General features: G+C 69.6%; 25 protein-coding genes and 1 pseudogene. 3 read left to right on the forward strand and 23 right to left on the reverse strand.

Annotated elements, in window-relative coordinates; all coding sequences use genetic code 11:
- Positions 1 to 29: 29 nt before the first annotated feature.
- The 16 genes from LCM15_RS04100 to LCM15_RS04175 all read right to left on the reverse strand — a co-directional run bounded on the left by LCM15_RS04100 (position 30) and on the right by LCM15_RS04175 (position 12,533).
- Positions 30 to 317, reverse strand: coding sequence for a hypothetical protein (locus tag LCM15_RS04100; protein ID WP_224853329.1), 288 nt, complete (start codon positions 315 to 317; stop codon positions 30 to 32).
- Positions 314 to 4,219: a glycoside hydrolase/phage tail family protein gene (locus LCM15_RS04105; protein ID WP_224853331.1), complete on the reverse strand. Its 3,906-nt coding sequence runs from the start codon at positions 4,217 to 4,219 to the stop codon at positions 314 to 316. The genes LCM15_RS04100 and LCM15_RS04105 overlap by 4 nt, the downstream gene beginning before the upstream one ends.
- Complete coding sequence (locus LCM15_RS04110) at positions 4,219 to 4,656, reverse strand: NlpC/P60 family protein (protein WP_224853333.1); 438 nt, start codon at positions 4,654 to 4,656, stop codon at positions 4,219 to 4,221. The genes LCM15_RS04105 and LCM15_RS04110 overlap by 1 nt, the downstream gene beginning before the upstream one ends.
- On the reverse strand, positions 4,653 to 5,534 hold the full coding sequence (locus tag LCM15_RS04115; RefSeq protein ID WP_224853335.1) for a DUF2163 domain-containing protein: 882 nt from the start codon (positions 5,532 to 5,534) through the stop codon (positions 4,653 to 4,655). The genes LCM15_RS04110 and LCM15_RS04115 overlap by 4 nt, the downstream gene beginning before the upstream one ends.
- Positions 5,534 to 6,166: a DUF2460 domain-containing protein gene (locus LCM15_RS04120; RefSeq protein ID WP_224853336.1), complete on the reverse strand. Its 633-nt coding sequence runs from the start codon at positions 6,164 to 6,166 to the stop codon at positions 5,534 to 5,536. Before LCM15_RS04120 ends, LCM15_RS04115 begins: the two co-directional genes overlap by 1 nt.
- A 10-nt stretch (positions 6,167 to 6,176) precedes the next feature.
- On the reverse strand, positions 6,177 to 6,839 hold the full coding sequence (locus tag LCM15_RS04125) for a phage tail tape measure protein (RefSeq protein ID WP_224853338.1): 663 nt from the start codon (positions 6,837 to 6,839) through the stop codon (positions 6,177 to 6,179).
- On the reverse strand, positions 6,836 to 7,036 hold the full coding sequence (locus tag LCM15_RS04130) for a rcc01693 family protein (protein WP_224853340.1): 201 nt from the start codon (positions 7,034 to 7,036) through the stop codon (positions 6,836 to 6,838). The genes LCM15_RS04125 and LCM15_RS04130 overlap by 4 nt, the downstream gene beginning before the upstream one ends.
- A complete protein-coding gene (locus tag LCM15_RS04135) occupies positions 7,036 to 7,356 on the reverse strand; it encodes a gene transfer agent family protein (protein WP_224853342.1) in 321 nt (106 codons plus the stop codon). Before LCM15_RS04135 ends, LCM15_RS04130 begins: the two co-directional genes overlap by 1 nt.
- Positions 7,356 to 7,778 (reverse strand): phage major tail protein, TP901-1 family, encoded by a 423-nt coding sequence (locus LCM15_RS04140; protein WP_207074513.1) that lies wholly within the window; start codon positions 7,776 to 7,778, stop codon positions 7,356 to 7,358. Before LCM15_RS04140 ends, LCM15_RS04135 begins: the two co-directional genes overlap by 1 nt.
- 66 nt (positions 7,779 to 7,844) lie before the next feature.
- On the reverse strand, positions 7,845 to 8,249 hold the full coding sequence (locus tag LCM15_RS04145; RefSeq protein ID WP_224853343.1) for a DUF3168 domain-containing protein: 405 nt from the start codon (positions 8,247 to 8,249) through the stop codon (positions 7,845 to 7,847).
- Positions 8,246 to 8,584 carry a head-tail adaptor protein gene (locus LCM15_RS04150; RefSeq protein ID WP_224853345.1) on the reverse strand — a complete coding sequence of 113 codons (339 nt, stop codon included), beginning with the start codon at positions 8,582 to 8,584 and terminating at the stop codon, positions 8,246 to 8,248. Before LCM15_RS04150 ends, LCM15_RS04145 begins: the two co-directional genes overlap by 4 nt.
- The gene (locus LCM15_RS04155; RefSeq protein WP_224853347.1) at positions 8,581 to 9,174 is read right to left on the reverse strand and encodes a head-tail connector protein; all 594 of its coding nucleotides are present in this window, start codon (positions 9,172 to 9,174) and stop codon (positions 8,581 to 8,583) included. The genes LCM15_RS04150 and LCM15_RS04155 overlap by 4 nt, the downstream gene beginning before the upstream one ends.
- A gap of 150 nt (positions 9,175 to 9,324) precedes the next feature.
- Positions 9,325 to 10,506 (reverse strand): phage major capsid protein, encoded by a 1,182-nt coding sequence (locus LCM15_RS04160; protein ID WP_224853349.1) that lies wholly within the window; start codon positions 10,504 to 10,506, stop codon positions 9,325 to 9,327.
- Between the two features lie 29 nt (positions 10,507 to 10,535).
- Positions 10,536 to 11,078: an HK97 family phage prohead protease gene (locus tag LCM15_RS04165; RefSeq protein WP_224853351.1), complete on the reverse strand. Its 543-nt coding sequence runs from the start codon at positions 11,076 to 11,078 to the stop codon at positions 10,536 to 10,538.
- Between the two features lie 35 nt (positions 11,079 to 11,113).
- Entirely contained in the window at positions 11,114 to 11,347 is a 234-nt protein-coding gene (locus LCM15_RS04170) for a hypothetical protein (protein WP_224853353.1), read from the reverse strand.
- Entirely contained in the window at positions 11,334 to 12,533 is a 1,200-nt protein-coding gene (locus LCM15_RS04175) for a phage portal protein (protein ID WP_224853355.1), read from the reverse strand. Before LCM15_RS04175 ends, LCM15_RS04170 begins: the two co-directional genes overlap by 14 nt.
- A gap of 243 nt (positions 12,534 to 12,776) precedes the next feature.
- On the opposite strand from LCM15_RS04175, the gene LCM15_RS04180 reads away from it, so the two are divergent.
- Positions 12,777 to 13,259, forward strand: coding sequence for a GNAT family N-acetyltransferase (locus tag LCM15_RS04180; protein WP_224853357.1), 483 nt, complete (start codon positions 12,777 to 12,779; stop codon positions 13,257 to 13,259).
- Positions 13,260 to 13,281: 22 nt separating this feature from the next.
- Here LCM15_RS04180 and LCM15_RS04185 read toward each other — a convergent pair whose 3' ends face one another.
- The 5 genes from LCM15_RS04185 to LCM15_RS04205 form a co-directional block, all read right to left on the reverse strand.
- Positions 13,282 to 14,619 (reverse strand): DNA-packaging protein, encoded by a 1,338-nt coding sequence (locus LCM15_RS04185; RefSeq protein WP_224853359.1) that lies wholly within the window; start codon positions 14,617 to 14,619, stop codon positions 13,282 to 13,284.
- Positions 14,555 to 14,896, reverse strand: coding sequence for a hypothetical protein (locus LCM15_RS04190; protein ID WP_007792122.1), 342 nt, complete (start codon positions 14,894 to 14,896; stop codon positions 14,555 to 14,557). The genes LCM15_RS04185 and LCM15_RS04190 overlap by 65 nt, the downstream gene beginning before the upstream one ends.
- Positions 14,897 to 15,187: 291 nt before the next feature.
- Positions 15,188 to 16,615, reverse strand: coding sequence for an NAD(P)(+) transhydrogenase (Re/Si-specific) subunit beta (locus LCM15_RS04195; RefSeq protein ID WP_224853361.1), 1,428 nt, complete (start codon positions 16,613 to 16,615; stop codon positions 15,188 to 15,190).
- A 15-nt stretch (positions 16,616 to 16,630) separates the two neighbouring features.
- Positions 16,631 to 18,205: a Re/Si-specific NAD(P)(+) transhydrogenase subunit alpha gene (locus LCM15_RS04200; protein ID WP_224853363.1), complete on the reverse strand. Its 1,575-nt coding sequence runs from the start codon at positions 18,203 to 18,205 to the stop codon at positions 16,631 to 16,633.
- Between the two features lie 128 nt (positions 18,206 to 18,333).
- A complete protein-coding gene (locus tag LCM15_RS04205) occupies positions 18,334 to 18,786 on the reverse strand; it encodes a methyltransferase family protein (protein WP_224853365.1) in 453 nt (150 codons plus the stop codon).
- A gap of 686 nt (positions 18,787 to 19,472) precedes the next feature.
- On the opposite strand from LCM15_RS04205, the gene LCM15_RS04210 reads away from it, so the two are divergent.
- Positions 19,473 to 20,219, forward strand: a complete 747-nt coding sequence (locus tag LCM15_RS04210; RefSeq protein ID WP_224853367.1) for an SDR family NAD(P)-dependent oxidoreductase — start codon at positions 19,473 to 19,475, stop codon at positions 20,217 to 20,219.
- Positions 20,216 to 21,409: a kynureninase gene (gene kynU, locus LCM15_RS04215; protein ID WP_224853369.1), complete on the forward strand. Its 1,194-nt coding sequence runs from the start codon at positions 20,216 to 20,218 to the stop codon at positions 21,407 to 21,409. Before LCM15_RS04210 ends, kynU begins: the two co-directional genes overlap by 4 nt.
- A 464-nt stretch (positions 21,410 to 21,873) precedes the next feature.
- Here the strand turns inward: kynU and LCM15_RS04220 are convergent, their stop codons facing one another.
- Positions 21,874 to 22,650: a gamma-glutamyl-gamma-aminobutyrate hydrolase family protein gene (locus LCM15_RS04220; protein ID WP_224853370.1), complete on the reverse strand. Its 777-nt coding sequence runs from the start codon at positions 22,648 to 22,650 to the stop codon at positions 21,874 to 21,876.
- A gap of 66 nt (positions 22,651 to 22,716) precedes the next feature.
- Positions 22,717 to 23,110, reverse strand: a pseudogene (locus LCM15_RS22885) (GlcG/HbpS family heme-binding protein).
- Between the last annotated feature and the right edge of the window lie 165 nt (positions 23,111 to 23,275).

The raw sequence follows: 23,275 nt of genomic DNA on the forward strand, positions 1-23,275 counted from the left end.
TGATGGTTGGAATCGTCGGAGGTGATGGCTCATCGCGCGCGGTGGCGCAAGCGGACCGCCTCGAGCGCGAGGATCAGGCAATCGGCATAGTCGGGATCGTCGAGGCGCCGCTCGGGGGCCACCGGCCGCGACAGCGCCGCCGCCATCAGCGTGCCGTTGCCCCAGTCGGGATGGGCGCGCCCGAAATGGCGGCGATAGCGGTCGGCGGCCTCGGCCTGCGCCACCATCTCCCGCGCCAGCCGCCAGCGCGTGCCGCTCGGCACCGCCAGCAACGCGCAGGCGGCGCAGATCAGGTCACCGTGCAGCACCGGCCTCATGCTGTGAGCGATAGCCTTGCGAAGGGCCCCGGCCCGTAGCGCGCCGAGACCTGCGCCACCGCGATGTCGAAGACGCCGCCGAGACCATCCTCGGCCGGGTCATAGCGCCATTGCGGCGTCGTGACCTGCGCGCTGCGCAGCACCGTCTCGCCCTGCATCACGCGGACCTCATAAAGCTCCTGCTCCTCGCGCAAAGGCACTTCGGCAAGCGCCCAGTCGTCGCCGTCGATGCGGGTGCGGCGCATCCAGCTCAGCGCCAGCGTGCCACCCTGATCCTCGGCCCGCAGATGCACCGGGCTCAGGGGCCGCAGACCGTTGCCGTCGAAGGCATGGACCTCGTGCACGTAGCTGGGATCGTCATAGCCGCGGCGCGCCGGCCCGATGCGGTAATGCCGCTGCTGCCGCCTCAGCGCCGCCGCGAGCGCGATCTGCTGTGGCCCGCCGTCGAGCCGCACCACCCACGACCCCGCCGGCCAGACCTCGGGGGTCAGCGCATCGGTGCCGAGTTGCCCCCGCAGTCGGTGGCTCAGCAGCCAGGTGGCCTCGCCCACCAACTGCCCATAGCGGAACTGCAGCAGTTCCCACCCGCCCGGACTGCCATCGCCGATCGCGAGGAGGTTGCCCCCGCCCAGGAGCGCCGCGTCGTCAATCGAGGCCAGCTCGCCCGAGAGCATCCGCACCTGCAGCGGCTCGCCGCGGTCGATCCGCCCCGAGGGCGCGCGGGCCAGAGCGGTCTCGGTCACCCCCACCGCGGAGCGTGCCGCGATGATCTCGGCCAGCGCGTAGTCGGCATCAGAGGCGGAGTCGTAGACCGCGACCGAACCGGGCCACGGCTCGGCACTGAGCGCGAGATGCGGGGCGTGCGGGACCTCGTCGCCGGTGATCAGCGGCAGGTCGAGGAACAGCGGCAGCACCTGCACCGCCGGCACGAAGCCGCGCAGCACCGCGGCATCTTCGGGAAAATCCGACGGCAGGTAGACATCCGGCTCGAAGCGCACCGCCTCGACCATCTGCTGCGCGCCGATCTCGACCCGGTCGACCCGCGCCACGATCTCGCCCGCCTCTCCGGGCAGCGAGACGATGTCCCCGGCACTGATCCCGAGGCGCGAGGGCGGCAGCGAGAAGCGCAGCGTGTCGCGCGCCACGCGCGACTCAGCCAGCCAGCGCTCGAGCGTCAGGCGCGCCTCGCGCCGGGTGAGTTCCATCGGCAGCTCGGTTTCGGCAACCGCGTGGGTGCGATCATCGGGCAGCACCGTCTCCTCGGCCACGGCCAGATGGTCGCCATCGGCCTCGAGAAAGCGCAGCCGCACCCGCCCGGCCATCTCGGCTTCTGCGGCGCGGATCTGCACCAGATCGCCGTCAAGCTCCGGCGACACGGCGAGCGCCTCGGGTGTCAGCGCCTTCACCGGTCGGTCCTTGCGCAGGATGAAGTGCAGGCGGCCGTCGCGCTCCACCGCGTCAAAGCCATGCGCCAGCATCAGCGGCTGCAGCGCGCGCCGGGCATCGCCCACCTCGCCCACCACGTAGCCGCGCACCCAGCCGTGCAGCGCGCTGACGTCGTAGTCCCGCACCCCCGAGCGCTCGCAGATCTCGGCCACCACCGAGGCCAGCGTGCGAGAGGAGACGCGGCCGGTGATCCAGTGCCCGCGCCGGTAGTTGTCGCCATCGGCCCAGAGCTCGGCGCGCCCCGGGAACCACGGGTAGGGCCGCGCATCCCACGCCCAGACATAGGCGTGATCCATGTCGAGCATCGGCGCGCCGTACGCCTCCGAGACAGGATTGTTGGCCGGGTCGGTCCAGTAGCCATGCATCGCCCGGAGGTACTGGCGCTGGATCAGCTCATCGCGCAGGCCGTTGGAGTAATACGGCAATTCGCTCTCGGAGCTTTTCGGATCGAGGAACTTGTTGGGCTGGTTGGTGCCCTTGTCGACCGCCGGACAGCCCAGCTCGGTGAAGCGGATTGGCTTGGAGCCGGGCACCCAGCCGGTCGGCTCGGGCTGACGCACGCCGCCGATGCGCTCGTGGTGGGCGTTGTCCCACCAGCCGCGGATGTCCTTGTAGCGGAACACCCAAGGCTCGTGATGCGCGCCATCGGTGATCGGCTCGCGGCGCTGCGCGTCGCGCGCCTGCGGGGACGGGTAATACCAGTCAAAGCCCTCGCCCCCCGCCACGTTGGCCATCAGGTAACCCGGATCGTAGACCGCCCCCCACGCGGCATCGGCATGGTCCGTCCCATCGCGCCAGTCCGACAGCGGCATGTAGTTGTCGATGCCGATGAAATCGATCTCATCGTCGGCCCACAGCGGATCGAGATGGAAATATACGTCGCCCGTGCCGTCCTGCGGCTGGTAGCCGAAATACTCCGACCAGTCGGCGGCATAGCTGAGCTTGACCTCCGGCCCCAGCAGTGTCCGGCACTCCGCCGCTAAGGCCCGCAGCGCCGCCACCGCCGGGAAGCCGCTCGCGCCCCGGATCCATGTCAGGCTGCGCATCTCCGAGCCGATGCAGAACGCCTCCACGCCCCCGGCGGCGGCACAGAGCGCCGCGTGGTGCAGGATGAAGCGGCGATAGCTCCACTCCTCGGGACCGCTATAGGTCACCTCGCCATCCCCAACCGTGAAATCGGAGGCCTGCGCCGCTCCGAAGAACGCCGCCACCTGCGCCTCGGCGGCCGCGCTGCCGTCGGGCGTGCCGGGCCGCCCCGGTGCCACGTCGAGCGTGATGCGCCCCCGCCATGGCAGCTCCGGCTGGTCCTCGGCATCGCTCCATGGGTCCGGCAGGCCGTTGCCCGCCATCTGGTCCATCAGGATGAACGGGTAGACCAGCACGTCGAGCCCCTGAGCCACCATGCGGCGGATCGCCTGAATCACCGAAGCGTCGCAGGGCGTGCCGCCATAGACCGGGCGGCCCTCGAGCGTGGGCACCGCCTCCGCCGTGTCGCGCGTGGCGCCGCAGACCTGCCATGGCATATTCTTCGACTCGTATTTCGTCTGCTCGACCTTCGGACGGATCTCGCAGCTCCCGCACCGCAGGTCGCCGCCGAACCAGCTCACCACGAGCGAGACCGCGCCGCAGTTCGGCACCTCCTCGGTGAGCTGGTCGAGAGAGACGTTGAAATCGGGTGCTTCCGCCGGGCTGTTGACGTTATGCAGGCCCGAGCCGTTCTCGGAATAGCTCATATGGACCGGCTCGGTGGCCAGAGCGTATTCCCCGGTGCCCGGGATCATCGCCACGCCGCGGATGATGTGGGGCACGTCCTCTGGATCGTCCTGCACCGGGCGGGTGACCTCGAAGCTCAGCTGGGGCACCCGGTTGCCATAGCGCTCGAGGGCCATGTCCTCGATCACCACGTAGGCGGTGCCGCGATAGGCCGGCACCTGCCCGACCCCCTCGACCGCCTCGATCGTTGGGTCGGGAAGCTGGTCCATGCTGCCGGTATAGACCCGCATGTTGAGATCCCCCACCGGGATCTCGGCACCATCGGCCCAGACCCGGTTGACGCTGGTGATCTCGCCCTCGCAAAGCGCCAGAGCAAGGCTCAGGGAGTAGCTGTAGCGCTCCACCGTCTGGCTGGGTCCGCCACCGCCCTTGCCGCCGCCGCCGACCCTGTCCCTGTCGACCCGCTCGCGGAACTCGGTGGCCCAGATCACCTGCCCGCCAAGCCTCATCCGCCCGTAGGCCTGCGGGATCGCCGCGCCTTCGCCGGCGCCGCTGAGGAAGAAACGGTCGATGCGCCCGGTCTCGACGGTCTCCGAGCCCTGCCCCATGAGCCGCTGGTCGAGCGCGCGACCGAGGCTGGCGCCGATGAACCGGCCTACCGCGGTCATCGAGAGCCCCAGAACCGAGCCGCCGATGGCACTGCCCACGGCGGCGCCCACGGCGGAAAAGACGAGTGTCGCCATCAGCTTGCTCCTTCGGGAAACGCAAAGCGCGCCACCAGCCGGCGGCGCCAGGGCCGGCTCAGCCGGCTTTCGACCACGCCGTGGCCGCTATATGCATGAACAAAACTGGCCGCCGCGCCAAGCCCGGCCTGCAGCCCCAGATGCTTGGCCACCGCGCCGTCGCGCATTCGGAACAGCAGCACATCGCCCGGCGCCTCGGCCCCGAGCGGCTTGCGCGCCATGTGGCGCAATGCGGCGGCCAGAAGGGCCTCCTCGCCCTGCGGCTCGGACCAGTCGCGGGAATAGGCGGGCACCGCTTCGGGTTCCGGCCCGATCACCTCGCGCCAGACCCCGCGCACGAGGCCGAGGCAATCGCACCCCGCCCCGCGCAGCGAGGCCTGATGACGGTAGGGCGTGCCGATCCAGCCCCGCGCCGCTTCCACGATCAACGCGCTCATCGCCGGCTCCCCCCGCTTCTGGACTTGGCGCGGGTTGGGTGCACCAGCATCCAGTCCTCTTCGGGAATGTCGGGAAAGCCCTGGTAGTTGAGCACGTTGTTGAACTTCAGCCGGCAGGTCTCGAGCCGCTTGTCGCAGCCCGCCTCGAGCCGCACCAGATCGCCCGCCGCAAGCGCCGCGCCCAGCGGGTGCCAAAGCTCGATCCGCCGCCCCTCGGCGCTGAGACGGTCACGCTTGATCGCCCCCGTCAGTCCCTGCGCCGCGCCGCTCAGCACCACCAGACGCCCGCGCTGGAACCAGCCCGCCTCGAAGCCGGTCAGCGCGCCAAAGAGCAGCGCGCGGTTGTCCTCCACCTGCACCGCAGCGCCCTCGTGAGAATAGCCCGGCGCTTCGAGATTGACGCGGCAGCGCCCGTCTCCCAGCACCGCCGTGCACGGCGCCTGATAGACGCGCCCCAGAGGTCGGTTCAGCGCCTCGGTCAGGCCGCGCAGCTCGGCGTGAAAGGCCCCGCCCGCGCGACGGATCTCGCCGATCGAGCCGCGGAACAGCACCCGGCGCTGGCTCACATCCTGCCAGTTCACCAGCCAGCAGACGACCTCGGCGCCGTCGAAGCGCCCGGCCTCGATATCGGCCTCTGAGAGTACGTCGTCGCGCAGCGCGCCCATCGCCTCGGAATTGTCGACCGAAAGCCCCGTGGCCTGCTGCAGCGTCTTGGCGCTGAGCCCGGTATCGGCGCGAAAGCTCAGCCCGGCGAACGCGAGATCCCGGTCGTGGTCGGTGAACCCGAGCGAGACGCCATCGGCCCGCGTGACGGCCCAGCACCGCGCGACGGTGCCAAGCCCGCCGGCGAGATGCGCATGTAGCTCCGCCGCCCCCATCAGACCCGCACCTCGACCACCGGCACGTCGGGCGCCTGCCCGGCCTGAAAGCTGGCGACGCTCACGTTGATGCGCTCGGTATCGAAGCGCACCGGCACGTCGAACTCGTAGCCCGCGGTGATCTCGACACCCGAAAGCGGCGGGTCGGTGAAGGTGATGATGCCCGTGGTCAGGTCGAGCGTGAAATGCACGCCCTCGCGCATCTCGACATCCTGCACGGCGGCGATCACCGTGCCAGCAACCGGCTTGGTGATCGGGCGGGCATAGCTGGCCCCGCCGGATCGGTAGACCTTGACCAGCTGGAAGCTCCGCGTCGCTCCGTCACCCCGCGCGATCACCTGGTCGCCCGGGCTCACGCTGCCAGAAGGCCGGCAGGAGCGGTAATCGGCCCAGTCCTTCCAGCGAAACCCGTAAAGCTGGCCGTGCCGCGCCTCGAAAAACGCCAGCAGCTGCTCGATATCGTCGAGCCCGCGCAGCCCCAGCCCCGCATCATAGCGCCGACGCGAATGCGCCCAGGGGCTGTTGCGCTCCTCGAAGCCACTGCTCAGCTCGACCACGTCCGTGCGCCGCTCAGGGCCACCCAGCGCGCCGAAGCTCAGGTCGGCGGGAAATCTCACCTCGTGGAAACTCATGCTCTTCTCCTCAGCGGTTGCGCAGGCCCTGCCCCAGTGCGCGGCTCATCTGCGCCGCGATCTGCGACTGGCTGCGGCGGAAGCCCTGCACGTCTGGCGTGGTGATGTTCATCACCACCATCGGCGGCTGCTGCGCGGCGCTGGCGCGCACCCCGAGCCGCCCGTCCGGCCCGCGGGACAGCGGCATGATCGCCTCGGGCCCGGCCTCGCCCATGAGTCCGGTGCCGCCCCGCATCGGGAAGGCCACCGGCCCGCTCACCACCCCGCCCGAGGCAAACGGCATCACCTTGCCCTGCGCGAAGGCCCCGCCGTGGGCGAAGGGCGACATCGCGCCGAACACCCCGGCCATGCTGCCGGCGATCAGACCGCCCAGATGATCCGACACCGGTCGCACCGCCGCGCGGTAGGCCGCGTCCACCATCGAGCGCGCGACGACGCCCAGCGCGTCCGACAGCTTCATCCCGTCGAGGATCACCCCGTCGATGGCCCGCCCCAGCCCGGAGCTCAGCGACCGCTCGAGCCGTGTCACGCTGCCCCCGGTCGCCGAAAACGTCTGGTGAATGCGCTTGAGCTCAGCATCGAACCCCGCCGCCATGGCGCTGGCCGAGCCGAGGCTCGCTTCCAGCGCCGCGATATCGCCGTCGAGATCGCCCATCTCGCCAAACTCGGTCATTGCCGATCCCCTTTCACCTCGTCCGGGAAGGCGGCGAGCAGTTCCTCGAGCCGCGCCCGTCCCATTGGCCTCGCGGCGCTGTCACCGCCCAGCACCAGCCGCAGCTCCGCCGGGGTCAGCGCCCAGAACTCGCCCGGCCTCAGCCCCAGCCCGCGCAGCCCGGCGCGCATCAGAGCCGGCCAGTCAAAGCGCTCCATCAGCCCTCCTCCGGCAGCATGAAGGCCCGCGCCAGGAGCTCTGCGGCCGCCCGCGCCGCGACCATCGGCCCGCCCTCGATCTCGGCGTGCAGCAGATCCGCCGCCGAGCCGTCCCAGCCGCCACCGCGAAGCCCGGCCACGATCAGCGCCAGCACGTCGCGGGTACTGCAGCGCCCCTCCTCGAAGCGCTGCGCCAGCGCCACCAGCGTGTCGTCGCCAAGGCTCGCTTCAAGCTCGGCGAGCGCCCCCAGCGTCAGCCGCATCACCCTGCGCTCACCATCGAGCGTCAACGCCACCTCACCGCGCCACGGGTTCGCCATCAGACCACCGGCACCGGCACGAAGCTCAGCGCCCCCGCCGAGGCCAACGAGACCTCGTAGGTGGCCTCGCCATTGTGGCTGCCGGCATATTCGATGGCGGTGACCTGAAAGGCCCCCTCGACGGTGCCGAAATCCGGGATCACCACCTGGAAGGCCGGCGTGTCGCCATCGAAGAAGATCTGCCGCGCGCGCTCGTCGGTGGCCTGATCCTTGAACACCCCCGAGCCCGAGATATTGGCGGATTTCACCCCGGCCCCCGCCAGCAGTTCGCGCCAGCCGCCCTGGCTCTCCAACGTGGTGACATCGACGCTCTCGGCGTTGAAGCTCACCCGCGTGGCGCGCAGCCCCGCCATGGTCTCGAACTGGCCGTCGCCGGTCAGATCCACCTTGACCAAAAGGTCCTTGCCGTTCTGGGCACCCATCTGTCTTGCTCCTTGCTGATCGGCGGAAGCCTCCGCCACGTGTCACTGGCCGGTCTGGCCGGCGCCTCACGCGTCCTCGACGCGGGCGCGGAAGATCATGTCGATGCGCCTCAGCCCGCCGCTCTCGCGCCGCGCCCGGGCGCGCCGGAAGCGCAGGCTCACCAGGCGCCCCCGCGTCAACGCCAGCGGCGCATCGTCGAGCGCATCGCTCGCCGCCGCCGCCTCCTTGGCCGACTGAAATCCTGCCGCGTCGCTGACCACCGCAAGCGTCAGATCGTGCCAGGCGCCATGCCCGTCCGCATCGGAGGCATCGCGCACCGTCTCGGCCCCGAGCGTCATGTAGAGCCCCGGCAGCGGCCCGGCGGGCGGCGCATCGTAGATATGGCCCCCCACCAGCGCCTCGAGCGCCGCGTCCCCGGCCAGCCTCTGGTAGATCGCGCTCTGAAGCGCCGCCGACATCGCATAGCTCATGCCGCCACCTCCTCGCGTGCTTCGCAGGTGAGATAGAGCCCGCCGGGCTCGGCCTCGGTCACCGCCACGATGCGGAAGAGCCGTGTCTGCTGGCGAAATCTCTGCCCCGGCAGCGGCCGGTTCGAGGCCCCGAGCGGCGCGCCGCGCACGATGATGCGGAACGCGCGCACCGACAGCGCGCCCGCCTCGCCGGTCGCCTCGCGTCCGGTCTTGGGCCGGATCTCGGCCCACAGCGTGCCCATGGCGACCCAGCTCTCGATCTGGCCACCGGCCCCATCGGGCGCCACCACCGGCGCCTCGAGCACCAGCCTGCGGTTCAGAAGCGGAATGCTCATGCGCCGAACCCCACGCGAAGCGGGCGGTAGCGCGCGATCAGCGAGGTCACGCCAAACGGCATACAGCCCTGCCCAAGCTCCGTCGCCTCGCGATAGGCGTAGTAATGCGCCGCCAGCATCAAAACCGCCTGCGCGAGGTCTGCCGGAAGATCGTCGAACGCCGCGCCGTACCCGGCGCTGAAGCGGATCTCCGCCGCGCCGCCCTCGGGCAGCGTCGGCAGTGCGGCTCCCTGCGCGCGGAGCCGCGGCACCTGGTCGTCCTGCTCGAGCCGGTAGGCGCTCGCCGGGACAGTCTCGGCGGCGCCGAAGCGGTCGATCACCGCGACCCCGGTGACCGCCCTCACCGGTGCGATCGGAAATCGCTCGGCCTGCGCATCGCGCCAGCCGTGCAGCGTCCAGACGAAGCCGCGGGCCATCAATGCTTTGCCGGTGCGCGCCTCGATCGCCGCCAGCGCCGCGCGCAGGAACGAGCCCAGCACCGCGTCCTGCAGGTCGTCCTCGGCGAAACCGGTGCCGAGCCGCAGGTGCCGCCTCAGCGCAGCGACCGGCAGCGCCGCCTCGGGCAGCTGGGATTCTTCGATCAACATCATCGTTCTTCTCCGCAAACCTCTCCGGGCCGCCCGCCCGAGCGGGCGCGCACCGCGTGCGTTGCTCGGACGGAGGGAGCAGCTGACAACACACGCTCCCGGCACGCGCCCCACGCGGGCGACCTGCGGCCGCCCCCGCGTCTCCTGGCCGGATCAGGCCGTGTCGCAGCGCAGCAGCTTGATCGCCGCGAAATCGCTCACGTCGCCGCCCACGCGCTTCGTGGCGTAGAACAGCACATGCGGCTTGGCGCTGAACGGGTCGCGCAGAACCCGCAGGTCGGGGCGCTCGGCGATGGTGTAGCCGGCCGAGAAATCCCCGAAGGCGATGGCATCGGTGCCGCTGCCGATATCCGGCATGTCCTCGGCGATCAGCACCGGGTAGCCCAGAAGGCGCGCCGGCTCCGCCGCCGCCAGACCGTCCGACCACAGGTGCCGCCCGTCGCCATCCTTGAGCTTGCGCAGCGCGCCCGCGGTCTTCGAGTTCATCACGAAGCTCGCGCGCGCCCGGTACTCGGCCCCCAGCGCGTAAACCAGATCGATGATGGCGTCGCCATCGCCGATGCCGCCATCGACCCCGCTCGGCACATAACCGAGATTGCCCCATGTCCAGACCGCGTTGTCGATCGCATCGTGATCGAGGAACCCGCGCGGCTTGTCGACGCCGTCCCCCAACACGAAGGCCGCCGCCTCGGCACGGGCGAACCTGTCGGCGATGCGCCCGGCGAGCCACATCTCGAGGTCGAAGGCGCTGTCGTCGAGCAGCCGCTGGCTCGCCTTCGGCATCGCCGAAAGCTCGTGCAGCTTGATCGCGATGCGGTCGATGGTGGGCGTGCCGGTCTCCGACGAGGCGGCGGTCTCGTCCGCCCAGCCCGCGCCGGTCTCGCCCTGATCGATCAGCACGTCGTAGGAGGTTGCCTCCACCGTCACCACGCTGGCGATGGCGCGGATCGAGGCGGTGCTGTCGAGCACCGATTTCACCGTCTCCGAGGTCGCCGGATCGACCAGATAGCCGCCATCGCCGGCCACCCCGGTCGACAGCGCCTTACCCTCGAGCACGAGGCCGCGCAGCCCGTCGTCGTCACCGGTGCGGAGATAAGCATCGAAGGCCTCCCGGTGCGGCGCGCCGGTGTCCGCCGTGGTGGCCAGAGCCGGGCGTCCGCGCGGCGTTGCGTGTTTCGCGTTAAGCATGGTCAGTCGCTCTTCCTGTTGTTGCATCTTCAGCTCAAGGTCGCCCCGCAGGGCCTTGATATCGCCCACAAGCCCCGCAATGGCGGCGCCGACGCGGGTGGCCGGATGGCCGTCCCCGGCCCGGGAGACGTTGCCGGTGTTGGTCATGGTCTCGATCCCGTTCCTGATCGGCGCGCTCAGCTGCGCGCCAGGTCCCGGCGCGCGCCCTCGAGCGCCTGCGCCAGCTCGTCCATCGCGGCCTCCTCGGGGCGTGAGCCCTTGGCCGCGACCCGTGCGCTGGGAAGCATCGGGAAGGTCACCAGCGAGACCTCCCAGAGCTCCAGCTCGGTCAGGAGCCTGCGCCCCGTGCCGTCCTTCGTGGCGCGCAGGGTGCGGTAGCCGATCGACAGCCCGTCGATGGCACCGGCGGCGATCAGCGCCGCGGCCTCGCGGCCGCGCGCGACCGTGTCGAGCAGCCGGCCCGTCACGTGCAGGCCGCGCGTGTCTTCGTGCACCTCGTCCCAGGTGCCGATGGGCTGCGCCGGATCGTGCTGCCACAGCATCTTCACCGCGCGGCCCTCGGCCGCCAGCCGCTTCAGCGAGGCCGCATAGGCCCCCGCCGCCACCACGTCTCCGCCCTGATCGCAGGCCCCGAACAACGAGGCATAGCCCGCGATCCGCGCGCCCTCGCTCAGGGTCACGCCGGTGTCGAAGCGACAGAACTTGTGCTCCAGATCCATTCCCGTTCCTTTCCCGATTGCCCCCGACCACCCGCTCAGGGGGTCGCCACGATCACGCTCTCGAACGCCTGCGCGAGGATCACCCCGGCCACGCCGTAGACCGCCAGCCACAGGCGCCGCTCGAGCCTCTCGAGCAGCAGCTCCAGCCGATCGAGCCGCGCGTTCAGCGCATCGACCTGCAGCCGGCTCATCTGCTCATGCGCCTCGAGCTTCAGCGCCGGCGCGCAGGCGAAGGGTTCGTAATCCAGCCTGCGATCACTCACCGGCATCTCCCTCCGGCGCATCCCGAAGCTCCGGCAGTCCCAGCATCCGGCGCTTCTCCGCGGCGGTGAGGAACTCGGCGCCAGCGACCCGCGCCCACTGCGCGTCGCGCTCGGCGGCCAGCGCCGGCACCTGGTCGAGATCGGGCATCAGCGCGACCTCCTCTCCCAGATGCGAGGCCAGCCACCGCCCCACCGCCGCCGTCACCCGTGTCGCCAGAGGCAGCACGGTGAGCCGGTAGAAGGCGCGGTGCGCCTCCTGGTAATTTGCAAAGGTCGCCTCGCCGGGAATGCCCAGCAGCATCGGCGGCACCCCGAAGGCCACCGCGATCTCGCGCGCCGCCGCCTCCTTGGTCTTCTGGAACTCCATGTCGGACGGCGAAAACCCCATCGGCTTCCAGTCCAGCCCGCCCTCGAGCAGCATCGGCCGCCCGGCGTTGCGCGCGCCCTGGTGCAACAGTTCCATCTCGTCGCGCAGGCGCTGGAACTGATCCGCCGCCATGCCGCCCTGCCCGTCGCCCCCGGTCCAGACGATGGCGCCGGAGGGCCGCGCCGCGTTGTCCAGCAGTGATTTCGACCAGCGGCTGGCGCTGTTGTGCACGTCCACCGCCTGCGCCGCCGCCTGCACCGGCGACAGCCCGTAATGGTCATCCTGCGGGTGGAACGCCTTGATGTGACAAATGGGTGAGGCCCGCTCGCTCACCTCGAACCGGTGCCGGCGCGCGTCGACCATGTAGTCATAGGCCACCGGCCAGCCATCCGGCCCCGGCACCAGCCGCATCCGGTCCGAGCGCAGCACGTGCAACTCCGCCGGCAGCCGTCCCGCGCCCGGCACCGCCTCGACATAGGCGTCGCCCGACAGCAGCAGGTGACCGTAAAGCGCCTCGAAAAGCTCCGCCTTGCCCTGCGCCGGGTTGGGCGCCGTCACGAGCGACAGAAGCGGGTGCTGCGCGAAGCGCTGCTCGGCGTCCTGCAGCACCAGTGGCAGCGCCGCGGCGGCCTCGGCGATCAGCTTCACCGCCCGGAACCCCACCGGGTTGCCGCTGAAGCCCGAGCGCGTCAGCGAACCGCCCTCGCGCGGGCTCCAAGCCACGCGCCCCGCCCCCGCATAGGCCATCAGCGGCCCCGTGGCCGAGGCCTTGGCCTCGGTCTCCACCGCCGCCTCGCGATCCCTGCGCAGAAAATCGAACACCATCGCTCGCCGCACCTTCAACCCGTTCCGGTTCGAACCGCCGGGTCCGCATCGCGTTGAGGAAGGACACTATGAACGAGAGATTAAGCACCTCTGGCGGCTCCGCACGGCCAACTCGCAACGGCCCCCGATGGGTCAAGGCTGCTATGCGTCCAGCGCACTGGCGCTCCACGCCGCGTCTCTGTAGTCTCCGCCAGCACGACAGAATGCTGCGTGAGGACCAATGAAATTGTACGGAAGTTCCGAATGATCACCGAGACGACACAGACCACTCTGCGCCCGCTCCTGGCCGATGATGCCGCCACCGTGGCCGAGATCTTCCGCGACGCCGTGCTCAACGGCACCACAGCCCACTACACCGAAGCTGAACGTGAAGCCTGGGCCGGGCCCAAGCCCGACCCCGAGCGCTGGCGCGACCGCGTCGGCAGCTCGGTCGGACTGATGGCCGAGCGCGACGGCACGCCGGTCGGCCTGATGACGCTCGTCGCACCGAGCCATATCGACCTCGCCTTCGTGCGCCCCTCCGCCGCCGGTCAGGGCATCGGGGCCGAGCTTCTCGCGGCGCTGACGCAGATCGCCCGCGCCAGCGGCGCGCGCGAGCTGACCGCCGATGCCAGCAAGGCCGCGCGCCCTTTCTTCGAGCGCCACGGCTTCACTTGGCTGCGCCAGAAAACCGTCATCCGCCGCGGCGTGGAGCTGATCACGAACGAGATGCGAAAGCCGCTCTAAGCACTGAGCGGCCCGAGGCCGCTCAGAGCACCCGCAGCGCTGGCCGCCGCCAGCCCTGCATCGGCGTCACGATCAGCTCGGTCAGCGCCCAGACCAGCGCATCCACCCGGTCAGGCGAGCCCTGCCCGGCAAAGCCCGAGACCGTCATCAGCCCCATCTGCTCCTCGAGCGTGTCGAGCGCGCCGCAATGCGCCACCCGGCCCTGTTCGTAGAGCGCCGCCACAGGCTCTGCCCGCGCCGCCTTGCCGCGGGTGGCGTGCACCTTGCGCAGTGGCACTTGCGGCGCCACCTGCCGCAGCACCGTCTCGACCATCGCGCCGCCCTGATTGACCTCGGCCACCACCCGGTCGGCCTGCCAGCGCCCATAGGCCGCGGCCACCGCCTCGGCCCAGGCGGTGGGAGAGACGCCCTGCACGCTGGCATCCTCCAGCACCCACGCCCGCCACGCCTGCGGCGGTCCCTCGCAGACCGCCCCTGCCACCACGATCCCGCAGGCATCCGCAGCCCGTCCCTCGCCCGCCGGCGGGTCGACGGCCACCACGAACCGCTCGGGCAGCTCCGCGCCGCGCGCCCGCTCCAGCACCGCCTGCGTCCAGAGCGTGCCGTCCACGTCGGTCACGAGCACCCCGTCCAGCTCCTGCCGCGCCAGCCGCGTGTTGCCGTATCGCGCCCGTACCTCCCGCAGGAACGACGCCGCGAGGTTGGCCCGGTTGGCCTCGGTCTTCGCGTGGGTGACCACGGTGCTCTCAAGCTCGAGAAGCTCCTTCAGCACGCCCACGTTGCGCGGCGTGGTGGTGACGCAGACCTGCGGCCGCTCCCCCAGCCGCAGCGCGAATTGCAGCATGTCCCAGGTCTCGCGCGCCTTCTTCCACTTTGCCAGCTCGTCGACCCACGCGGCATCGAATTGCGGCCCGCGCAGCCCCTCCGGGTCGTGCGCCGAGAACACCATCGCCTCGGCGCCGTTGGGCCAGACCAGGCACCTCCGCCCGGCGTGCCAGTCGGGCCGCCGGTCGGGCGGCGAACAGGCGAGGATGCCGCTTTCGCCGAACACCATCACCTCGCGCACCTGATCGAGCGTCTCGCCCACCAGCGCCACCCGCCGGCAGCGCCCGGGCGACAGCGGTAACGCGCCCTCGACGCAGGCGCGCACCCATTCCGCCCCGGCCCGGGTCTTGCCCGCACCGCGCCCGCCCATGATGACCCACGCGCGCCAGTCGTCCTCGGGCGGCAACTGGTGCGGAATGGCCCAGAACTCGAAAAGAAAGGGGAGTGCCAGGCACTCCCCCTCGGTCAGCTCACTCAGGAAGCTCTCCCGCACCGCAGCAGCGGCGCAGGCGAGCCATGCGGCACCCGATCTCATCGCGCGCCCGTTCGAGATCGAGAGCCCAGTCTCCCGCAAGGCCTTTCTGTTTTCGTCTGACATTGGCGATCTGCGCCTCCGTTTCGTGCGACGCCCTCATCCAGTAGCGGACATCGCTCATCAGCTTGCCCGCGTCGGTCTTCGACACCGCCTTCCCGTCTTCGATCTGCGCCTTGAGGCGTCTTATGTCCGCGCCGAGGTCCCGCAGGACGTCGGCGATGCGGTCGCGCTCGTCTTCGAGTCGCGACATCTCCTCTTCGAGGTGGACCAGGATCATGCTCGATACCTTTCTTGCCTGTAGGTCTCCGCCCGAGGCAGCCAAACGCACAACGCAAGAAAGCCCCGCGGGGGCCTGTCCCCGGGGGCCGTGTGCGCGGCTTGTCCAGCATGTCTGAAAGTTACGCCCAAGCGCGCGGTGGGTCAAGTTTCCGCACCGAACGCCGCCCCGCAAGCGCTTGTTAACGCTTGATGATAGCGCCGCGCCAAGGGCAAAGAAAAAGGGCGCGGCACCGTCAGGTGCCGCGCCCGCGGGACAGACCCTGCCGGGTCCGTCGATCAAGTGACGCCGTCAGTCGAGCCGGGTCAGAAGATCGCCCACCGATGCCTTGGCGTCGCCATAGAACATGCGGGTGTTGTCCTTGTAGAACAGCGGGTTCTCGATGCCCGAGTAGCCGGTGCCCTGACCGCGCTTCGACACGAAGACCTGCTTCGCCTTCCACACTTCCAGAACCGGCATACCGGCGATCGGCGAGTTCGGGTCTTCCTGTGCCGCCGGGTTCACGATGTCGTTCGAGCCGATTACGATGACCACGTCGGTCTCCGGGAAGTCCTCGTTGATCTCGTCCATCTCGAGCACGATGTCGTAGGGCACCTTGGCCTCGGCCAGCAGCACGTTCATGTGCCCGGGCAGACGGCCGGCGACGGGGTGGATCGCGAAGCGAACCTCCTTGCCCTTGGCGCGCAGCTTGCGGGTCAGTTCGGCCACGTTCTGCTGGGCCTGCGCCACCGCCATGCCGTAGCCCGGCACGATGATGATGCTGTCGGCCTCGTCGAGCGCCGTCGACACGCCGTCGGCGTCGATTGCCACCTGTTCGCCCTCGATCTCCGCAGCCGGACCGGCGGTGCCGCCGAAGCCGCCAAGGATCACCGAGATGAACGAGCGGTTCATCGCCTTGCACATGATGTAGGACAGGATGGCGCCCGAAGAACCGACCAGCGCACCGACCACGATGAGCAGGTCATTGCCCAGCGAGAAGCCGATCGCCGCCGCGGCCCAGCCCGAGTAGCTGTTGAGCATCGACACCACCACCGGCATGTCGGCGCCGCCGATGCCCATGATCAGGTGATAGCCGATGAATAGCGCGCAGAGCGTCATCAGGAACAGCGGGAAGAAGCCGCCGGTGCCCATGTACCAGAACAGGCAGAGCAGCGAGATCGCCGCCGCCGCCGCGTTCAGCAGGTGCCCGCCGGGCAGCTTCTTGGCCGCCGAGCTCACCTTGCCGGCGAGCTTGCCATAGGCGATGACCGAGCCGGTGAAGGTGATGGCGCCGATGAACACGCCAAGGAACAGCTCGACCGACAGGATGCTGAGCTCGACCGGCGCCTTGTGGGCCACCAGTTCCGCGAAGGCGCCATGCGCCTCGGCGGCATCCGGGCCGGTCACGGCCTTCATGGTGAAGTGCGCGTTGTAGCCCACGAACACCGCAGCCAGACCGACAAGGCTGTGCATCGCCGCGACAAGCTGCGGCATCTCGGTCATCTCGACCTTCTTGGCGACGTAGATGCCGATGATGCCACCCGCCGCGATCAGGATGATCGACAGCAGCCAGAGGCCCGAGCCGGGCCCGATCAGCGTCGCGAACACCGCCAGCGCCATGCCGACGATGCCGTACCAGACGGCGCGTTTCGCGCTCTCCTGCCCCGAAAGGCCGCCGAGCGAGAGGATGAAGAGGACAGCCGCGACCACATAGGCCGCCGTGGTGAATCCGAATTCCATGTCTTTGGCCTCCCCTTACGACTTCTGGAACATGGCGAGCATACGCCGTGTGACCATGAACCCGCCGAAGATGTTGATGCCGGCCATGAAGACCGAGACGGCGGCGAGGAGGATCACCAGCCACGAACCCGAGCCGATCTGCATCAGCGCGCCGAGGATGATGATCGAGGAGATGGCGTTGGTGACGGCCATCAGCGGGGTGTGCAGCGAGTGGCTGACGTTCCAGATGACCTGGAAGCCGACAAAGACCGACAGCACGAACACGATGAAGTGCTGCATGAAGCTCGCGGGCGCCACGAGGCCTACCGCCAGCAGCAGCACGCCGCCGATGCCCAGCAGGGTGACCTGCTGCTTGGTCTGCGCCTTAAACGCCGCGGTCTCTGCCGCGCGCTTCTCTTCCGGCGTCAGTTCCGGGGCCTTCTCCTTCGGCTTCTGCGCCGCGATTGCCTTGGTCTTCGGCGGCGGCGGCGGCCATGTCACGTCATGCTTGTGCGCGATGGTCGCGCCGCGGATGACGTCATCCTCCATGTTGTGATTGACCGTGCCGTCCTTCTCGGGCGTCAGGTCGGTCATCATGTGGCGGATGTTGGTGGCGTAGAGGCTCGAGGACTGCGTCGCCATCCGCGAGGGGAAGTCGGTGTAGCCGACGATGGTCACGCCGTTGTCGGTGACGATCTTCTCGTCCTTGACGGTGAGCTTGCAGTTGCCGCCCTTCTCCGCCGCGAGGTCGATGATCACCGAGCCGCGCTTCATCGCCGCAACCATGTCCGGCGTCCACAGCTCGGGCGCCTCGCGGTTGGGGATCAGCGCCGTGGTGATGACGATGTCCATCTCGGGCGCCAGCTCACGGAACTTGGCCAGCTGCGCTTCGCGGAATTCCGGCGAGGAGACAGAGGCATAGCCGCCCGAGCTCGAGCCGTCGGCCTGTTCTTCCTCGAAGTCGAGATAGACGAACTCGGCGCCCATGGACTCGACCTGTTCCGCCACTTCCGGACGCACGTCGAACGCATAGGTGATGGCGCCCAGCGAGGTGGCGGTGCCGATGGCGGCGAGACCGGCCACACCGGCACCGACGATCAGCACCTTGGCGGGCGGCACCTTGCCGGCGGCGGTCACCTGACCGGTGAAGAAGCGGCCGAAATTGTTGCCCGCTTCGATCACCGCGCGGTAGCCCGCGATGTTGGCCATCGAGCTCAGCGCGTCCATCTTCTGGGCGCGGCTGATGCGCGGCACCATGTCCATGGCGATGACGCTGGCGCCCTTGTCGGCCGCCTCTTTCATCAGCGTTTCGTTCTGGGCCGGCCAGAAGAACGAGATCAGGGTCTTGTCGGCGCTCAGGCGTCCGACTTCCTCATCGCTGGGCGGTTGCACCTTGGCAATGATGTCGGCCTGGGACCAGAGCGCGTCCGGGCCGTCGACGACGGCGACGCCGGCCTCTTCATAGGCCGCGTCGGCAAAGCCTGCCTTCACGCCGGCGCCCGTCTCGATGACGCAGTCATAGCCCAGCTTCTGAAGCTGCAGCGCCGAGTCCGGCGTCATGGCTACCCGGTTTTCTCCTGCCGCCAACTCCTTTGGCGTTCCGATCTTCACGTCTTGGATCCCCCTTGGTTCCTGAAGTCTTGTTTTACGTAGCGGCACATGCCGTATGCCCCGGGTCTATCGTGCAGACACGCGGCTCACAATGTCATCGCAATGGTTAATCACATTCAACCACGAAATTAAAGCCAGCGCCTCGTTTGTTGCGAATACTTTGCGTAACGCGCAAGAAACTTTCGCTGCAGTCGCGCCTCTTCTGTCTCGATGAAGCGCTTTTCCAGCACCCAGACGAAGATCGGAACCAGCACGAGCGACGGCACCGCGTCGAGATAGAGGATCGCCCCGAGCAGGATCATCGCATCGCCCAGATAGATCGGGTTGCGCGACAGCTTGAAGACACCGCCCGTGACCAGCTGTGCCGCCTCGTCATGCGGCAGGACACTGGTTCGGTTGCGGCGCAGCTCCGTTATCGCGAGCGCTGCAAGCAGCACCCCGCCGCCAACCAGCAGCCCTCCCAGCAGGTCCGCCCAGACCGAGCCGAAGCTCAGCCCCATCGGGTGCCAGCGCGCCTGCCAGACCGCGACGCACAGGAACCCCAGCAACCAGACCGGCGGCGTATCGATCCATTTCCGCATCACCCGAGCCTCCCGCTCTTCTCAGCATACCCGCCGCAAGCTGGCGGCAAGCGCCGCGCCGGGTCAATGGCTCCGTCGCCGCTGCGACGTTGTGCCTGCGCCCCCCTGACGCGGACCTTCGGGGCCTGTCGCACCTCATACGGGTGTCATTCCCGGTCCTCGGTACCGCGAACATCCGCCCGCCCAGCCAGACGGCCAAGCGAGCGAACGCCCCGACGCGCCCGGTTCGACTGCTCGACATAGACCGCAACGACCACAGCGCCACCCCGGCCCAGAGACGCGCGCCTCCGACCAAGCGGACGCTCCCACCAAGCCGCGACTTCAATGCCCCCGCAACAAGGTCCTCGCCGACCAGCGGCCCGTGATCGCGTCGCCCCCAACGGCACCGCACCGTCCACGCGCGCGATGCGACACCCCACGGAGGTACAGAAAAGGCCGATCTCACGCACCGGTGAGACAGCACACTCTCCGCCGATACCCCTGCCCACTGCGACCCACCAGCGTCGCGTCACCGCAGATGACGCAACGTCCCCACTCCCCGTACGCCCACCTGCCTCGCCCGCATTCAAAAGTCGCCCTGTTTCCACGCCCATAAATGCCCATCGCAACGTCAAGCCGCCCTCCGGCATCTTGCCTGCGACGCGAAACCGCGTCAGGGTCGCGCGACCAAATGCAACGGGGGCAGGATGCTGGAGGGACGACACGCGCTGGTGACCGGCGGCGGCACCGGTATCGGGCTGTCGATCGCGCGCGCCCTCGCCGAGGCCGGCGCCAGCGTCACCATCTGCGGACGCCGGGCCGAGGTGCTCGAGGCCGCCGGCGCACCGCTGCACCCGCAGGTGATGGATGTGACCGACGAGGCCTCGGTGCGCACCGGCATCGCCGCGGTGACCGCCGCCCGCGGCCCGGTGCAGATCCTGATCGCCAATGCCGGTCTCGCCCGGCCCGCCCAGTTCCCCGACATCTCGCTCGAGGACTGGCGCCAAAGCCTTGCCGCCAATCTCGACGGCGCCTTCCTGACCACCCGCGAGGTGCTGCCCGCGATGCTCGACGCCGGCTGGGGCCGGGTCATCGCGATCTCATCCATCGCCGGGGTCAAGGGGATGAAACGCGCAGCGCCCTACGTCGCCGCCAAGCACGGGCTTGTCGGGCTGATGCGCGCGCTCTCCGCCGATCACCTCGCCCAGCCCGTCACCTTCAACGCGCTTTGCCCGGCCTATGTCGACACCGACATCGTCGCGCAGAACGTCGCCCGCGTCATGCAGCGCGAGGGCCTCGACCGCGATGCGGCCACTGCCCTCGTGCATTCCGCCAACCCCCATGGCCGTCTGATCCCGCCAGAGGACATCGCCAGAGCCGCGCTCTGGCTCTGCGGTCCCGGCTCCGACAGCATCAACGGCCAGGCCATCCAGATTTCCGGAGGAGAGTTTTGACCGATTTCACCTGGACCCGCGAGCAGTTCCACATCCCGCTTCGGCTGATCTATCTCGACGGCAACTCGCTGGGCCCGCTGCCCAAAGCCACCCCCGCCCGGCTCGAGCGCATGCTCTCCGAGGAATGGGGCGAGCACCTGATCGGCGGCTGGAACGCCTGCGGCTGGATGGACATGCCGATGCGCCTCGGCGATCGTCTCGGCCGGCTGATCGGCGCCGCGCCGGGCCAGACCGTGGTTGGCGACACGCTCTCGATCAAGGTCTTCCAGGCCCTCGCCGCGGCGCTGCAATTGCGGCCCGAGCGCCGGGTGATCCTGTCCGATCGCGGCAACTTCCCCTCCGATCTCTACATGGCCGAAGGCCTCATCCGCCTGCTCGGCGACCGCCACGAGCTGCGCCTCGTCGCCCCGCACGAGCTCGGGGACGCGATCACCGACGAGGTCGCGGCGCTGCTGGTGACCGAGGTCGACTACCGCACCGGCCGCCGCCACGACGTGGCGGCGCTCACCGCCAAGGCGCACGAGATGGGTGCGCTGGCGATCTGGGATCTCGCGCATTCCGCCGGCGCTGTGCCGGTCGACGTGACCGCCGGCAAGGCGGATTTCGCCGTCGGCTGCACCTACAAGTACATCAATGCGGGCCCCGGGGCGCCGGCCTTCATCTACGTGGCGCCCGAGCACGCCGAGGCCGCCGATCCGGCGCTCGCCGGCTGGCTCGGCCACGCCTCGCCCTTCGCCTTCGAGCAGGGCTACCGCCCCGGCGAGGGTATCGAGCGGATGCGCGTGGGCACGCCGCCGGTGCTGCAGATGGCGGCGCTCGACGCGGCGCTCGACATCTGGGACGACGTCGACATGGCCAAGCTGCGCCGGCGCTCGCTCGATCTCACGGCGCTGATGATCGACGAGGTCGAGGCCCACTGCCCGGGCCTGCGCCTGGCCACCCCGCGCGACGGCGCCGCCCGCGGCAGCCAGGTCTCGTTCCGCTCCGAGCACGGCTACGCCATCATGCAGGCGCTGATCGACCTCGGCGTGGTTGGCGATTTCCGCGCCCCCGACATCCTGCGCTTCGGCATCACGCCGCTCTATATCGGCGAGGCCGAGATCCACGAGGCCGTCGAGGTGCTGGCCCGCATCCTGCGCGGCGCGCTCTGGGACCAGCCGAAATACCAGCAGCGCAAACGCGTCACCTGACCCCCGCCAAGGCGCGGGGCGGCTACCCCGCCCCGCCACCCGCGCGACTTTCCGATGCACGTCAGCAGCGCCGCGACAGGCCCCCCACGCGCCCACCGGCACCGCGCAGCCTCACCCGGTCTGCTCACGCCCACATCTTCTTCACGTCGACAAATACTCACGGCCGATCCCCGACCACAGGCACCGCGCCCAGGGCAAAGGCGTCACGCCCCCAAACACGCGGAGACGGCGGCCCGCAGGGCTGCAAGGCGACACGACCTGCGCGCCGCAGGCGCTCCACCAGCTTGCGGTCACAGCGACAGACGCCTCGGCGATGGACGCCACCGCACGATGTTCCTAAACGGAGGGCCAAGCCCGCGGCAGGAGGAGGCCGCGAGGCCGGCCACGCTCACCGTCGATGGCCTCCGGCACGCAAGGCAGAGAAGCGCCGGTCTATCCCAGATGCTGCGCACCCGGGGCGTGGATCAGGCCAGAATGCGCTGCGGTTCGCGCCGGCTGGCGGCAAAGTCGCGCACCGCGTCGCCGAAGGCCTCGAAGAGCGGCCGCGACACCGGGTCGTTGGCCGCATCCCATTCCGGGTGCCACTGCACCGACAGGGTGAAGCCCGCCGCACCCTTGACGTGGATCGCCTCGGGCGTGCCGTCGGGGGCGAAGCCCTCGATCTCGATGCGGCTGCCGGGACGCTTGATGCCCTGACCGTGCAGCGTGTTGGTCATCACCTCGGTGCTGCCGAAGAGCCTGTGAAACCGCCCGCCCTCGGCCAGCGTCACCTTATGGCGCAGCGCGAATTTCTCCTCGAGCGAGCCATCGGGCGGCATCCGGTGGTTCATGCGCCCCGGCAGGTCGCGGATCTCGGGATAGAGCGTGCCGCCCATCGCCACGTTGACCTCCTGGAAGCCCCGGCAGATGCCCAGAAACGGCAGCCCCCGCTCGACGCAGTTGCGCACCAGCGGCAGCACGATGGCATCGCGGGCGCGGTCGAACGCGCCATGCGCCTCGGTGGCTTCCTCGCCGTATTCCTCGGGATGCACGTTGGGCCGCCCGCCCGTGAGCAGGAAGCCGTCGCAGACCTGCATCAGCTCCTCGACCGAGACGAAGCGCGGGTCGGCAGCGATCAGCAGGGGCAGACAGCCCGAGACGCAGGCCACCGCTTCGGTGTTCATCTCCCCGCCCGCATGGGCCGGGTAGTGATCGTTCAGAAGGTGCTGGTTGCCGATGATGCCGACGACGGGGCGGGCCATGAAAACCTCTTTTGCGCTGCTGCTGCAGGGCAACATAGTGCAGCAGCAGTGGTTGCGAAAGGTGGCTCAGACCTCGGTAACCCGTCCGGCGGCCTCGACGCCCGCTTTCGCGGCAGTCGCATCGTTGTCCGAGCTGTCGCCGGTCACGCCCGGCGTGCCCAGCACCCGGCCCTTGATATCCTTGACCAGGACGCCGCCCGGCACCGGGATCATCTGTCCGCCCAACGCGCCATTGGCGGCGGCGACGAAACAGGTTTGTGCCTCAGCGCGCGCCATCTGTGCGCCGCCCGGCATCCCCGGCATCACAGCCCAAAGGCCTCGCCCTGCGCGATCTGGAACCGCCCCGGACTGGCCGGTCCTGACGTTCGAGGGCGTCCACATGCCCGCCCGCGTCCAAGCACCAAGGCAGACAGCGGGTTCAGCCCCATCTCCTTGCCGCCTCCAAGCTCTTGCGGATCATCACCCGCGCCCGGCGCAGTGAAATCGCCGCCCTCCCGCCCCCTCCTTGCGACCCCTACAGATCTTCTCTGGTTTCCAAATACCTCGGGGTGAATGCCGCGCGCCCCGCGCGGCAGAGGGGCAGCGCCCCTCCCCCCGGCCGTCGGCCCGACAGGCCGGCGGCTCT

The sequence above is a fragment of the Salipiger bermudensis genome (assembly GCF_020171625.1).
Taxonomy (GTDB): domain Bacteria; phylum Pseudomonadota; class Alphaproteobacteria; order Rhodobacterales; family Rhodobacteraceae; genus Salipiger; species Salipiger bermudensis_B.

Excerpts from the sequence above, each read along its gene's own strand:
- LCM15_RS04130 (WP_224853340.1), bottom strand. The coding sequence starts at position 7,036 with ATGGAGCGCTTTGACTGGCCGGCTCTGATGCGCGCCGGGCTGCGCGGG.
- LCM15_RS04145 (WP_224853343.1), bottom strand. The coding sequence starts at position 8,249 with ATGAGCTATGCGATGTCGGCGGCGCTTCAGAGCGCGATCTACCAGAGG.
- LCM15_RS04165 (WP_224853351.1), bottom strand. The coding sequence starts at position 11,078 with ATGGATCTGGAGCACAAGTTCTGTCGCTTCGACACCGGCGTGACCCTG.
- LCM15_RS04160 (WP_224853349.1), bottom strand. The coding sequence starts at position 10,506 with ATGACCAACACCGGCAACGTCTCCCGGGCCGGGGACGGCCATCCGGCC.
- LCM15_RS04140 (WP_207074513.1), bottom strand. The coding sequence starts at position 7,778 with ATGGGTGCCCAGAACGGCAAGGACCTTTTGGTCAAGGTGGATCTGACC.
- LCM15_RS04105 (WP_224853331.1), bottom strand. The coding sequence starts at position 4,219 with ATGGCGACACTCGTCTTTTCCGCCGTGGGCGCCGCCGTGGGCAGTGCC.
- LCM15_RS04110 (WP_224853333.1), bottom strand. The coding sequence starts at position 4,656 with ATGAGCGCGTTGATCGTGGAAGCGGCGCGGGGCTGGATCGGCACGCCC.
- LCM15_RS04180 (WP_224853357.1), top strand. The coding sequence starts at position 12,777 with ATGATCACCGAGACGACACAGACCACTCTGCGCCCGCTCCTGGCCGAT.
- LCM15_RS04175 (WP_224853355.1), bottom strand. The coding sequence starts at position 12,533 with ATGGTGTTCGATTTTCTGCGCAGGGATCGCGAGGCGGCGGTGGAGACC.
- LCM15_RS04210 (WP_224853367.1), top strand. The coding sequence starts at position 19,473 with ATGCTGGAGGGACGACACGCGCTGGTGACCGGCGGCGGCACCGGTATC.
- LCM15_RS04135 (WP_224853342.1), bottom strand. The coding sequence starts at position 7,356 with ATGGCGAACCCGTGGCGCGGTGAGGTGGCGTTGACGCTCGATGGTGAG.
- LCM15_RS04185 (WP_224853359.1), bottom strand. The coding sequence starts at position 14,619 with ATGAGATCGGGTGCCGCATGGCTCGCCTGCGCCGCTGCTGCGGTGCGG.
- LCM15_RS04155 (WP_224853347.1), bottom strand. The coding sequence starts at position 9,174 with ATGATGTTGATCGAAGAATCCCAGCTGCCCGAGGCGGCGCTGCCGGTC.
- LCM15_RS04150 (WP_224853345.1), bottom strand. The coding sequence starts at position 8,584 with ATGAGCATTCCGCTTCTGAACCGCAGGCTGGTGCTCGAGGCGCCGGTG.
- LCM15_RS04100 (WP_224853329.1), bottom strand. The coding sequence starts at position 317 with ATGAGGCCGGTGCTGCACGGTGACCTGATCTGCGCCGCCTGCGCGTTG.
- LCM15_RS04120 (WP_224853336.1), bottom strand. The coding sequence starts at position 6,166 with ATGAGTTTCCACGAGGTGAGATTTCCCGCCGACCTGAGCTTCGGCGCG.
- LCM15_RS04220 (WP_224853370.1), bottom strand. The coding sequence starts at position 22,650 with ATGGCCCGCCCCGTCGTCGGCATCATCGGCAACCAGCACCTTCTGAAC.
- LCM15_RS04205 (WP_224853365.1), bottom strand. The coding sequence starts at position 18,786 with ATGCGGAAATGGATCGATACGCCGCCGGTCTGGTTGCTGGGGTTCCTG.
- LCM15_RS04170 (WP_224853353.1), bottom strand. The coding sequence starts at position 11,347 with ATGCCGGTGAGTGATCGCAGGCTGGATTACGAACCCTTCGCCTGCGCG.
- LCM15_RS04195 (WP_224853361.1), bottom strand. The coding sequence starts at position 16,615 with ATGGAATTCGGATTCACCACGGCGGCCTATGTGGTCGCGGCTGTCCTC.
- LCM15_RS04125 (WP_224853338.1), bottom strand. The coding sequence starts at position 6,839 with ATGACCGAGTTTGGCGAGATGGGCGATCTCGACGGCGATATCGCGGCG.
- LCM15_RS04190 (WP_007792122.1), bottom strand. The coding sequence starts at position 14,896 with ATGATCCTGGTCCACCTCGAAGAGGAGATGTCGCGACTCGAAGACGAG.
- LCM15_RS04115 (WP_224853335.1), bottom strand. The coding sequence starts at position 5,534 with ATGGGGGCGGCGGAGCTACATGCGCATCTCGCCGGCGGGCTTGGCACC.